11 protein-coding genes are annotated in these 12,969 nt (G+C 39.6%); 3 read left to right on the top strand and 8 right to left on the bottom strand.

Annotation, left to right across the window (positions count from 1 at the left end):
- Nucleotides 1-117: 117 nt before the first annotated feature.
- From NQ185_RS12835 to NQ185_RS12825, 3 genes are read right to left on the bottom strand one after another with little or no spacing between them, the layout of a single operon-like run.
- Nucleotides 118-1,218 carry a GerAB/ArcD/ProY family transporter gene (locus tag NQ185_RS12835; protein WP_257582279.1) on the bottom strand — a complete coding sequence of 367 codons (1,101 nt, stop codon included), beginning with the start codon at nt 1,216-1,218 and terminating at the stop codon, nt 118-120.
- Complete coding sequence (locus tag NQ185_RS12830) at nt 1,215-2,417, bottom strand: Ger(x)C family spore germination protein (RefSeq protein WP_257582277.1); 1,203 nt, start codon at nt 2,415-2,417, stop codon at nt 1,215-1,217. The genes NQ185_RS12835 and NQ185_RS12830 overlap by 4 nt, the downstream gene beginning before the upstream one ends.
- The gene (locus NQ185_RS12825) at nt 2,414-3,994 is read right to left on the bottom strand and encodes a spore germination protein (protein ID WP_257582276.1); all 1,581 of its coding nucleotides are present in this window, start codon (nt 3,992-3,994) and stop codon (nt 2,414-2,416) included. The genes NQ185_RS12830 and NQ185_RS12825 overlap by 4 nt, the downstream gene beginning before the upstream one ends.
- Before the next feature lie 272 nt (nt 3,995-4,266).
- On the opposite strand from NQ185_RS12825, the gene NQ185_RS12820 reads away from it, so the two are divergent.
- The 3 genes from NQ185_RS12820 to NQ185_RS12810 are packed head-to-tail and all read left to right on the top strand — an operon-like array spanning nt 4,267 to nt 6,593.
- Nucleotides 4,267-4,389 (top strand): cytochrome C oxidase subunit II, encoded by a 123-nt coding sequence (locus tag NQ185_RS12820; protein ID WP_257582273.1) that lies wholly within the window; start codon nt 4,267-4,269, stop codon nt 4,387-4,389.
- Nucleotides 4,390-4,410: 21 nt separating this feature from the next.
- On the top strand, nt 4,411-4,884 hold the full coding sequence (locus NQ185_RS12815; protein WP_257582271.1) for a cytochrome c oxidase subunit II: 474 nt from the start codon (nt 4,411-4,413) through the stop codon (nt 4,882-4,884).
- 56 nt (nt 4,885-4,940) lie between these two features.
- Nucleotides 4,941-6,593 (top strand): b(o/a)3-type cytochrome-c oxidase subunit 1, encoded by a 1,653-nt coding sequence (locus NQ185_RS12810; RefSeq protein WP_257582435.1) that lies wholly within the window; start codon nt 4,941-4,943, stop codon nt 6,591-6,593.
- Nucleotides 6,594-6,805: 212 nt separating this feature from the next.
- Here the strand turns inward: NQ185_RS12810 and NQ185_RS12805 are convergent, their stop codons facing one another.
- From NQ185_RS12805 to NQ185_RS12785, 5 genes are all read right to left on the bottom strand, one after another.
- Nucleotides 6,806-8,551 (bottom strand): glycoside hydrolase family 35 protein, encoded by a 1,746-nt coding sequence (locus NQ185_RS12805; RefSeq protein WP_257582270.1) that lies wholly within the window; start codon nt 8,549-8,551, stop codon nt 6,806-6,808.
- On the bottom strand, nt 8,532-9,710 hold the full coding sequence (locus tag NQ185_RS12800; RefSeq protein ID WP_257582269.1) for a Gfo/Idh/MocA family protein: 1,179 nt from the start codon (nt 9,708-9,710) through the stop codon (nt 8,532-8,534). The genes NQ185_RS12805 and NQ185_RS12800 overlap by 20 nt, the downstream gene beginning before the upstream one ends.
- A 214-nt stretch (nt 9,711-9,924) precedes the next feature.
- On the bottom strand, nt 9,925-10,803 hold the full coding sequence (locus tag NQ185_RS12795) for an ROK family protein (protein WP_257582268.1): 879 nt from the start codon (nt 10,801-10,803) through the stop codon (nt 9,925-9,927).
- Nucleotides 10,800-11,486, bottom strand: a complete 687-nt coding sequence (locus NQ185_RS12790) for an N-acetylmannosamine-6-phosphate 2-epimerase (RefSeq protein ID WP_257582267.1) — start codon at nt 11,484-11,486, stop codon at nt 10,800-10,802. Before NQ185_RS12790 ends, NQ185_RS12795 begins: the two co-directional genes overlap by 4 nt.
- Before the next feature lie 72 nt (nt 11,487-11,558).
- On the bottom strand, nt 11,559-12,899 hold the full coding sequence (locus NQ185_RS12785; RefSeq protein ID WP_257582265.1) for a sialidase family protein: 1,341 nt from the start codon (nt 12,897-12,899) through the stop codon (nt 11,559-11,561).
- Nucleotides 12,900-12,969 lie beyond the last annotated feature (70 nt).

Below are 12,969 nucleotides of genomic sequence, written 5' to 3'. Positions count from 1 at the left end.
CTATCACCCCATTGTCCACACTGCCTTCCATTGTAGCATAAGCATTAATTTTCTCCGGCCGAAGTTTGTCGATTTATCCTAAGATGGAAAATAAGCAATTGCACTTCTAAAAGCGTCTTAGGACACCAAGTTTTTCTTTTTTCTTTTGCGCATCGTTCCGATAATCCAAAATAATAGTGGTATTCCTATCATATTGATAGGGAGCACGTAATAAACGAAGTATGTTTTCATGTATCCAAAAGTATATGAGGCGGATGGGACAAATTGGGCTAACATAAAGTAAATGATGCCCGTAATCCAAATCATTTTTCTCCAATCTTTTATTTTAAACAGCTGGGCAATCCCATAGCAGGCTAAAAAGAAATATACCGACAACTTAATAAAGACACTCAGAATCCAAACCAACATTCCAATAATATCAAGATTTTGTATGAAATCCATGACCGAGAGATAACTAACAAGATCAAAGGCTGGATGCCGTAACTTTCCAGATATTTCTGGCCCAAAAACGAAAAGTACACATAATGCAACTATGCTTACTATAATGGCTGCACTTGCAAGCCCCGAAATGGCACTTTTCATTGCATTCTCAGGCTTATCCATAAAAGAGACAAGCATTAACATCATCACAGCCGTTTCACCAAAAAAAGCCAGTGGAGTTAATGCTCCTCCCCAAATGGGGCCAAGCCCAGTATCAACAAATATCGGAAGTAGATTTGTTACGTCAAAGTCTTTTATTGAAAAAGAAATCAGAATAACTGCTGAAAATATGATTATGGGCCCAAAGACCTCAGCACACCGTGCAATTCCTTCAATTCCACCAATGAAAGTTACATATATAAGCAGCAAGAGCATCGTAATAAAAAAGACCCATGATGGTGTAGTGGGAAGAAGTACTGAAATCGTAAAATCGGCAAATTCCCTTAATATATTTCCTGCTAATGCGAACCATTGGACAAAATAAACAAGCGTTGCAACTATCCCTAACCACTTGCCTAAAATAAGTTTGCTGTACTGTATTAATGTATGTTTCGGATAAAGTAAAGCTGTTTTGATGGCAATATATACAATAAGGACACTCAATACACTTGCGATTATATAAGAAATCCATACATCTTGTTTGGCTTCTTGCATGACAGGACCAACTGTAAGCAATATAATATTTCCCGTTTCAAATGTAAACATTAACCAAAATATTTGCAATTCAGAAAGTTTCATTGCTTGCGCCCACTTCCCATAGATATGACAGATGATCCCTCGGTACCGATGTTATTAATTTTAATTTTAGCTTCTACTGAAATATTTGTGGTTGGAAATATGTGATCCCATTCATCCTTTAATGATCTCCATCTGATTGGATTCTTCCGATGAATGACTTCACCAAAACCAAAAATATCCGTACCGTATTCTTTTTGAACTTTTTTTATTGTCTGTTCGGCGTGTTTTTGCACCTCTTTTTCAAATTTCTTTTCAAGTAAATGAAGGCTTTTTTTATCCTTCAGATTTAAACCAAAATTGCTTTCCAGAACTGCTCCCTCACCATTCAAATTGACAACAAACCGAATTTGATTATCTCCACTATATTGGGGTTTTATATTGCATTTGATTTTCGTCAATTTAATGCTTGCATTTCCTTTCTTCTCGGATATGCTGATCGTCATTTTTTTTAGTAGTCCCATAATCCATAGTAAATATCTATTCTCTTCGTTATTTAGATGACCACGCATTTTTAAGTTTTTATCAAATACACTAACTCCTGCTATACGCAGCAACTTTTGGTTAGGAGTATCGGCTGCTTCACCTGACATACTTTCGATTGATTCGGTTATTTCAATTGTAGGAATAGATGGACGGATTCCCTTTTTATTCGCAGCAATAAGAAACTTTAAGTAAGCGGTATCCCCTCTGCCGCCACTTTGCTTATGTTCTTTTAACGCGGCAGTCGCGGGGGTTTTCTCTAAAGGGTTGGAAAGAGTAAGCAGTTCTTTTGCCGTCCCTCCTTTTACAACAAATAGATCGGCTCTAAGGCTGACCTCTGTTGCTCTCTGATTCACATCCATTTTTTTCTTTACTCCATGCTTAGCAAACTTTTCTCCAAAAAAGATGACCCGCCGCTGTCCCATAAACGCCTCCCTAGGAAGTTTCGTTTGTAAGTTTTGTTGAGCATCCAGTACATTTTTTCCTTTTGCGGAGATGGTAAAGAAACTTTGTGCATTCCCACCACTAGCATTTTGTTGGGTTTGTAAATTGGCAGGAATGATAATTTGACCACTTATTTCAATTTCTCCATCTTCGGCCAGATCCCATCCTGTCGCAATCCACAGTGCCCGTTCATTTAATTCCTTTCCGTTCCAACAGCCTGATAAAAAAAGGAAGCTGATAAGTAAAGCCATACAGATGACGGACATGTTTCTCATGTCTCATTTCCTCCTTTTTTAGGTTTCGGCTTTTGCCCAGAAGGAAGGCGTGATTTTTTCCGAAAAAATGTGAAGAGTGGTCCATACTGGTTAGCCCATCTTGGCTCCCTTATTAGTACATCCATTAAATCAGCTGGAATTTGCGGTGCCACAGGAGTAAAATATGGAACTCCAAACGAGCGCAGGTTAACAAGATGGATGTTCATGACAATAAAACCAATTACAATACCATAAAGACCAAACATTCCTGCTAAAAGCAGCATCGGGAACCTTATTAGCCGCAGTGCTGTTCCTAGGTTGTACCTCGGAATGCAAAATGAAGCAATTCCGGTTGCGGCTACAACTATAACTGCCGGGGCTGATACAATTCCCGCCTGAACCGCTGCTTGGCCAATGACAAGTGCTCCAACGATACTAACGGCTGAACCAACTGCTTTAGGAAGTCGAATCCCTGCTTCTCTAAGTCCCTCAAAAACAAGCTCCATCATCAATGCCTCAATGATAGTAGGGAAGGGGACATTTTCACGTGCTGCAGCAATACTGATAAGTAGCGAAGTTGGAATTAGTTTTGGATGATAGGTCGATAAGGCAACATAAATGGATGGTAAATAAATTGCGACATTAAACATAAAAAAACGAATAAAACGAATAAAAGAAGTATAGACAAATCGTTCATAATAATCTTCAGCCGACTGAAATCCACTCCAAAAGGTCATGGGGGCGATAAGTACAAAGGGAGTATTATCGACGAAAATGGCAACTCGACCTTCTAAGAGTTGGGCTGCAACAATATCAGGCCTCTCTGTATTTTCTATTTGCGGGAATGGGCTATAAGGTGCATCCTCAATAAATTCTTCGATATATTCCGATTCGAGAATTCCGTCGATTTCAATTCGTTTCAGTCTTAACCGGACCTCTTGCAAAAGTGATTCAGAAACAATTCCTTCGATATAAGCAATAACGACATCCGTCTGCGAAAGCTCACCAATGGTTAATGCTTCTAGTTTTAAGCGTGTGCTGCGGATTCTTTTTCGCAATAAAGACGTATTAACTCTTAATGTCTCTGTAAAACCATCTTTCGGACCACGAATCACAACCTCAGTTGAAGGTTCCTCAACACTCCTTTGTTCTGATCCTTTCATATCGACAATTAATGCTTTTGCTTCACCTTCAACCAATATGCCAAGCTCACCTTTTAAAATACTGTTTACGAGTATAGAGAATTCGGAAACAGTCGTAATAGAAGTACTAGGAAAGAGCTTTTGTTCAACAATTTTCCCTAATGTGACTTCCTTATTTGAATCTGTTTGTAAGCCTTGAATCATCAATGGAGAAAAAAATACTTTGTCGAGAGTTTTTGTATCGGTTAACCCTTCTATATAAAACAATGTAATTTTAGGCTCATTGTTAATAGCGACAGGACGAGTTACAAAATCTGAACAATTACTAAATAATTCTTTTAGGATTTCTTCATTTGTGAATAAATCAGTACTTAGCTGTTTATTTTGGATATCAGTCAGTAACGAAATTGTTGTGTTCTTTTTGAACTTTTGCCTTCGCGTCCAGGATTTTAACATAAAAAAACACCATTTCCTTCGCCCTCTATGAATACTGGTTATTATTCCAGTTGGTGGAAGTATTATGCAGGAAATACAAGCTCATCAAGGGTTAATATGCAAAAAAATTATCTATTCGTACTGAGAGGACTAAACAATTTTTAAGTCCTTTTATTTTTTGTCTAAATTTCAACATCGTGCATTTCTTAACTTGAAGTGTGACTTTTCTCACTGTGATGTGCATCACAAAAAAGTACGATTTAACCATAAACAGCAATATAGGAGGATGTCAGATGGCCAAGAAGAAACACGGTTCAGATGTAAACCTTAAAGGAACGCTCATCAGTGTTTTTGCAGTTGGAATTATCATTTTAGTTATGTGGTTTGCCGTTTACGGTCTTTATGTTGCGAGATAAAAAGGAGAAGTAGGTGAAATCATGGATTTTCATAAGTATGAAAAAATTTGGTTAGTTTTCGGTATTTTATCATTAGTCATTTTTTTAAGTATTGTTGGGGTAACAGCCTTTGGGCAAGGACATACACCTGCGGGTGGAATGGACATCATTGATCCGGAAAAAGTGAGTGAAACAGCTCCATTCGATAACCCGGGTGTGAGGCAAATTGATGATAATACGTATGAAGTAGCAATCATCGGAATGGCGTTCGGATACAATCCTTCCGAAATAAAGGTTCCTGTTGGAAAAGAAATTATTTTTACATTAACAAGTACAGATGTTGTTCACAGTTTCACCATCAAAGATACAAAAGTGAATATGATGGTTGTACCTGGAAGGATCACTCATAAAAGCTACACATTTAATAAACCGGGAAAATATTTAGTCCTTTGCAATGAGTATTGCGGTACGGGCCATCATTTTATGCAAACAGAGATTGAGGTGTATGAACCATGATAGAAAATCGGAAGCTCGAGTTATACGAGAAAGAGATTGATTCAAACCGTTCTCCCATGGTAGGGATACAAGATCGTAAGCTGGCATTATGGAATGTTGGAGTGGCATACATTGCATTTATTATCGGAACCTTTTGCGGATTGCTGCAAGTGTTTGTGCGAAACGATGCACTCAATCTTCCTACATGGCTGAATTATTATCAAATATTAACGGCACATGGCGTCTTACTGGCACTTATTTATACAACATTTTTCATATTCGCTTTCCTGATCGCCGGAATGAGCAAAACTTTAGGCGGTTTTGGACCAAAAGTAAATTTATTCGGGTGGTTGGGATTCATCGTAACGACAATTGGGACGGCACTTGCGACAGTTATGATTATCTCAGGAAAAGCATCTGTAATGTATACATTTTATGCACCACTAAAAGCTAGTGGATGGTTTTATGTCGGCCTCGCATTAGTCATTGTCGGTACATGGTTGAGCAGTTTTGCCCTTATAGGTCATTATATTGTGTGGAAGAAGCGAAATAAAGGTCAGTTAAGTCCACTATTTGCATACATGACAATCTCAACATTAATATTATGGATCATTGCATGTCTTGGCGTTGTTGCGACAGTTGTCTTCCAATACATTCCTTGGGCATTTGGTTGGGTAGATACCATTAACGTTGAACTTAGCCGTTCTCTATTCTGGTATTTCGGACACCCACTCGTTTATTTCTGGCTCTTGCCTGCATATATCGCGTGGTATGTAGTCGTACCGAAAATACTTGGTACAAAAGTGTTCAGTGACTCTTTAGCTCGTCTGTCATTTGTATTGTTCATTTTATTTTCAATACCAGTTGGATTCCATCACCAGTTAACTGAGCCTGGAATCTCAAGCTTCTGGAAGTTTTTACAAGTCGTTTTAACATTCATGGTTATTATACCTTCTTTAATGACTGCCTTTTCTATGTTTGCAACATTTGAAATTTCAGGTAGAAAAAAAGGTGGTACTGGATTATTCGGATGGTTTAAAAAACTGCCATGGAAAGATGTACGCTTTACATCCATTTTTATCGCGATGGCGTTTTTCATCCCTGGTGGCGCCGGCGGGATTATTAATGCAAGCTTCCAATTGAATGAGCTCGTGCATAATACACTTTGGATTGTCGGCCACTTTCATATTACTGTTGGAACTCCAGTAGCCATGACATTTATGGGAATTACCTTCTGGCTTATTCCATATTTGACAGGGCGGAAGTTCACAAAACGTTTACAAAGATTAGCCTTTATACAAGTCATTTCATGGTCTGTTGGTATGCTGTTAATGTCAACCGCGCAGCATATTTTAGGATTGCTTGGTGCACCAAGAAGGACAGCTTATTCTGGTTATAACGGAAATGTAAATGCATTGGAATGGTTTGACGGAATATTATCAAACCATGTCACAATGGCGGTAGGAGGGACAATTTTATTCCTATCAGCAATGCTATTACTCTACATCGTTGCCAACCTATTATTCGTTGCACCAAAAGCGCAATTGAATGGGGAATTTGAAGAATTTCCAATAGCAGAAAGTGATAAATCCCATACCCCTAAATTCTTAGAAAACTGGTGGATATGGATCGGTGTTGCAGTCGCCCTCATCATCATGGCGTACGCATTACCACTAAGCCACATGATCCAGCACTCCCCTCCTGGATCCGGCCACCACATCACATGGTAGGAGTTGATAAACATGTTTTTAGCCATCGGAGCTATGTTAATCGTCCTTGTAACCACTACAGTAATCTGCGTCGAAGTAAATACAGTCGAAGAAGAATAGGAGAGTTGTTTGAATGTTGTTTGGGTGCCAGGCACCCAAACAACTTCGAAACAATTTAAAACATTTTGAATTAAACCAAAGCTGTTCCAGTGCCTGGCACTGGAACAACTTATTTATCCTAATATAGGTTTGTCGGTAAAGTTTACTGCTTGCTTGTGTTTATGCAGTTCGAAGACGATGATTTCATTGTCGCCTTTTTGGAGATATGGTGCTGGGATGTATAGTGTTTGTTGCGGGCCGATTTCCCAGTAGCGACCAAGGTTATGGCCGTTGATGAATACGATGCCTTTTGTCCATTTGGACATGTCGATGAATGTATCAGCTACTACATCAATAGTTAATGTGCCACGATGGAAGTGCGGATGATTTTCCTTGGTCACCACTCTTGCAAATGATAATTTGCTTACATCATTTAATGGTAATGGATAGACTGTCCAATCAAATAAAAATTGATTGTTCAATCTAACTCCTTCTGTAATTCCTTTAAAATCAACAAGGAATGGACCATAATTGATACGTCCCATATTCTCGACAATAATTTGAAGTGTCGTTTCATCCTCGGTAATATCTACTTCTAAACTGGATTCGCCACTAATTCTATCTACCAATCCAACATATTCCCCATTCAAATACACTTGTCCTCTGTCATGAACATCTTGAACGGTCAATCTTTGCTTGCCATAAGCTCCTTTAATAACCGTTTCATAAACAATAAAGCCGTAGCCTTGACCATATTCCTCCATCGTTAACGGAGCTTCACTTTTTTGAGGAGTGGACAACTGCTCCAAAGAATCAAATAAAGCAACACTCTCTGTTAATTGAACTTCACCGTATTGCTTTTTCGGCACAGGAGCGGGCAGCTTTAGTTCTGGAAGATCTACATATTTTTCAAATGTTTTTCTGACGGCATGAAACTTCTCCGTTACATCACCAGATTCCGTCAACAATCCATCATAATCATAACTCGTGATCGTAGGTTGATAGATTTCTTCATTATGGTTTGCTCCATTATAAAAACCAAAATTCGTTCCACCATGTGCCATGTAAAAATTGACTGAGCCATTTCGTTCTAGCATTTCTTCCAATGTTTCTACAACACTATCAGCGGATCTCGTATGATGTTCTTCTCCCCAATGGTCAAACCAGCCATGCCAGAATTCCATGCACATGAAAGGAGCATTTGGTTGCAACTTTTCCAGCTCCACAAATGCGGTTTCAGTCCTTGAACCAAAATTCACTGTCTCAAATACGTTTTCGATCATCCCGCCATGAAGCATGCTTGGGAGTGGACCGTCTGAAGTAAAAAGCAATTCATCTCCAACTCTTTTTTGAATACTGTCGCGCATATATTTTAAATATTTTTGATCATTGCCAAAGCTTCCATATTCATTTTCAATTTGCAGGGCGATGATTGGCCCGCCATTCGAACTTAAAAGTGGCTGAAGCCTTTTAAATAATTCATCAAAATAAGCATCTACTTTTTCCAAATATGGCTTATTGAAGCAGCGTAATTTGATATTTGGGACTGTCATTAACCAATACGGGAATCCCCCAAATTCCCATTCAGCACAAATATAAGGACCTGGCCTAACAATGACATGGAGCCCCACTTTTTCAGCGGTCCGGATGAAGCGTTCGATATCAGCCATTCCGTCAAAAACAAATTCGCCTTCCTTAGGTTCGTGCATATTCCAAGCTACATATGTTTCTACCGTATTCAGACCGCATTCTTTTAATTTCTTTAACCGATCTTCCCAATATTCGGGCACCGTTCTAAAATAATGCATAGCCCCACTTAATAGCAAAGTTTCTTTGCCATCAAGTAAAAATGATTTTTCATTATACGTTAACTTTGGCATGTTGAACCTCCTCAATTGGACGATGTGCCCCTTGATCGATCTTAATCACTTTCCCACCTGAACGAATGGATTCAGTTGCTGCACAACCAACCGCAACACTCATACGGCCTGCAAATGGAGTTGTTAAAGGCTCTTTATTGTATAAAACTAGATTAACAAAATCCGAACAAATACGTGGATCTGCTCCATCGTGGGTTCCAGGCCTTTTTTTCATTTCATAAACAATATCGCTCATTTCATGCCAAGTACCTGATTTTCTCGTTTTGACGTATACCTTATCGTTAATATCATCATTTTCAATACGGCCTTTCGTACCGATGAACGTGTAATTACGAGAATATTCTGGGGTAAAATGACATTGCATATAAGAGGCCTTAATGCCGCCTTCAAGCTCCATGATGACCATATTATTATCTTCAACATCAATTTCTTCACGGAATGCACATTGTGTTAATGTGGTTAAACTTACATCCGGACATGTATCCTTTAATTCGCAATCTGGACAGTGTAAATCATTTGGCTTGTTCCCACCAAAATAATCTAGGCTCCCAAAGGCCGATACCTTTTTCGCATATTGCCCAGTTAACCAATGGATGACATCGAAATCATGGGATGCTTTTTGTAAAAGTAAAGATGTCGTATTTTTAGAAGCGCCATGCCAATCATGGTAATAATAGTACCCTCCACGTCCGACGAAATGTCTGACCCAAACTGCTTTAATATCGCCAATGACTCCGGAATCAATGATTTCTTTCATCGTTTGGTACATGCTCATATAACGCATATTGAAGCCAATCATTAAATGCTTTCCGGAAAGCTTCCATTCCTCAAGAATGCGATCACATCCCTCTGGAGTAATGGCAAGCGGTTTTTCACAATAGACATGTTTTCCTGCTCGGAGCGCCGCAATTGCATGTTCCTCATGTAAATAATCCGGTGATAAAATAGCTACTGCGTCAATATCTTCTCTAGTAAGTAACTCTCGATAATCCGTCGTTACGAAACCTTCTTTATTGATCTCTTGTTTAAATTGTTCAAGTGCTTTTACTGAAATATCCGCAGCTCCAACAACTACTGAATTTCCTTCTGGTTGATGCCAATACTTCACGATATTACTTCTAAGTCCAATTCCGATAATCCCGATTCTCAATTGCGTCATAATTGCACCCCTTTATAGCTGAATTTGAACTCTTGTTACCTTTTTAGCAATGCTAAAAATGATATCCCTTGATTTACTGACCGTCCTTGCGGATTTACTGGCCGTCCTTGCGGGTTTACTGGCCGTCATCCCCAGTTAACTGGCCATCCTCTCGGATTTACTGGCCGTCATCACGGGTTACTGGCCAACACATAAGCGAAGTCAACAATTTTGCTTACGCTTGCCTTCTTTTTAAAAAGTTATATACCGCCCCGACCATGCCAGCATGGTTTGATAGTTTCGCTAAGACAATTTCAGTATTTTTATAAATAGAAGGTTGTGCGTACTTTTGGACTTCCTGTTGGATTTCTTTTAAAAGTGTATCACCACGTGCGGTAACACCGCCGCCGACAATCACTTTTTCGGGATTAAAAATGTAAATTAAGTTTGTGATCCCAATCGCCAAGTGCTTGAAGAAGGTATCTACCGCCAATTTAATATCGGCATCGCCTTCATCGTACAATGCAAAAATTTCTTTTCCAGTCCACTCGCGGTCTTCTTTGTATTTTCTAGCAAGATTGACCAAACCAGAGACAGAAGCAACTTTTTCAAACTGCTCCCCCTCAATTAACATATATCCCCACTCACCTGCGCTGAACGTGTGACCGGAATACATATTTCCATCAATGACAATCGCCCCGCCAATTCCAGTACCTACTGTAAGTGCGATAAAATTATTTACATCATGACCACCAAGCCATTGTTCGCCCAATGCAGCGCAATCGACATCGTTTCTTACTTCAACAGGCAACTCGAGTGCCTCTTCGACTAGGCGTTTTATTTCCACGTCCTTATAGTTTGGAATTGTGTCACCAGCTCCAACGATTGTTCCCGTATTGAAATCGACTTGGCCTGCTGTACTGATTGCAATCCCACAGGCGGAGTGATCCTGCAGCAAACTTTTCCCTTTGGCAATCACTTTATCAATGATAGATGGACCGCCCTTGTGCGCTTCCGTATCCATTAATCCGTGTGAAATAATATTTCCATCTTCATCAACGATGCCATATTTTATTTGTGTACCGCCAATATCGAATGCTACATATTGCTTCATTTTTCAATTCCTTCTGCAAATGATTTAGTAATCAATTGTGGTCTTGTAATCGCACTTCCCACAACGATCGACCATGCACCTAATTCGAGCATTTTCTTTGCGTCCCGTGGTGTATTGATGCGACCTTCGGCAATAACAGGAATCGGGGAAGTCTTACTTAGTTCTTCCAATAATTCAAAATCAGGTCCTTCAAGCTTTGGACTATCAGCAGTGTACCCCGATAGTGTCGTTGAAATCATGTCCGCTCCACACCTAGTCGCATATTCGGCATCTTGTATTGTTGCAATGTCTGCCATGACTAGCGTATTGCTATGCTCATGAATATAGCGGATCAACTCTTCTAACTTTTCCCCGTTCGGTCTTTTACGGATTGTCGCATCGAGTGCTATGACATCCGCTTCTACTTCAAGCAATTCCTTTACTTCCTTCAGGGTGGCTGTAATAAATACTTCACTATCTTCATAGTCGCGTTTGACCAAGCCAATTACAGGCAGTCCCGTTTGTTTCTTTATCGCCGCCACATCTTGCGCGGAATTACTTCTAATGGCGACTGCTCCGCCTTCCTTTGCTGCTTGTGCCATTTTCGCCATGATTTCTGATCCGTGGAGCGGTTCATGTTCAAGTGCTTGGCAGGATACGATTAACTTCTTATGTATTGCATTAAAAAACGATTGTTTGTCCATTCGTTTATCCTCCTACAATTGTTAAAAGGAACAGGCAAATCATTCGTGTTTTACCTGTCCCAGTTTCCTTTATTATGATTTTAACCAATCAAGTGTAAAGCTGCCAAATTGAATGTCCATATTATTCCAATCCGAATAATCAACGACACGCTCATATAGAATACCGATCTCTCCATTTTTAAGGACCGTTAAACATGAATAACCAAAATAGCCGTCTTCTACAACTTTGCTAAAAGGCCATGTTTTTCCTCCATCCTCACTTAAACGAACGGTACCTTTCACCCTCGTTTTTTCATCAGCAGGATTTGAGAAAAGGACACGTACCTTGCCATCGCCTAAATCCGGATAAAGAACAACGCTTGATTGACAGATTGGATCGATAAGTGCTTCGTCGAAAGTCACATCTCCCCATGTTTCCCCGCCATCTGTACTTGTCGTTACAGCTGTTCTTTGGAGACCGTAATGATTACGAAGATAGTATTTCAATTCTCCCGTAGGCAATTGAATCACTTGGGATTCAGTTAAGAATTGTTTTTCCTCGGAAATAGTTTTTGCAGTTAAAACTTCTCCATCCAATTCTCTTCCATCATTCGGAGATTCTCCACGTTTCCAAGTAGCACCGTGGTCATCACTATAAATACAAGCACAAGATAAATGCCCTGTTTCATTAGAGAAATAAATTGGAAAAATGAGTCTTCCTGCTTTCTCACCATGCTTTAGTTGTATTCCGCATCCAGGACCCGATCCGATAAATCGCATCCATTCTTCCTTTAACATCGGATTCAGTTCTCTAGGCTTTGACCAAGTAAGTCCGTCATCATCACTTTGGATGACCTGTAAAAAGGAGGTTCTCGCTTCAAGCAAACTTTCATTTGGATCTACGCCTTTTTTAAAATAAATATTCCCTCTAGCTTCGCCGTCTTGAAAAACAAATCCTTTTTCGTCCACAGTATAGTCTGTTTCACTTTGAACAGAATTTAAAACTTTCCCGTCTTCTGCTAGGAAATAAACATTACCTTCTTTATCATATAATTTTCTACGCCCTTCAGAATCAAAGCCCATTCCTGCTTCACTCGCCCATAGTCCAATTCCGCCTGGAGTATGCATAAATAACATAAAAATAGTTCCAGTTTTTTCATCTTGCAATATTGAGGTATCAATAGCTGCTGCACCATCTAACCCTTCTCCTGCATAGGCAACTAGCTTTTGAACAGGCCCCCATGTCTTGCCATTATCTTCGCTTCGTCTGATCGTCACATCAATTTTGTTTGGATTATCCGTTTGATCCACTATTCTCGCATCAATTCCTGCAATAACTGTTCCTTTCGTTGTCGTGATCATTGATGGAATTCGATACGCTTTTGACCCAGCAAAATCTGGATAAAAAATCGCTTCCGCTTGAATATTTGGCATGTCGCAAATCTCCCTATCCTTAATAATTTGGCGCCGCTAGCCCAACTAATAAAGGGTCCCGCTAGTGTCT

The sequence above is a fragment of the Lederbergia panacisoli genome, assembly GCF_024626525.1.
GTDB lineage: Bacteria > Bacillota > Bacilli > Bacillales > Bacillaceae_C > Lederbergia > Lederbergia panacisoli.
The sequence above is the reverse complement of the archived record's forward strand: the minus strand, read 5'-3'. Positions and strand labels throughout refer to the sequence as shown.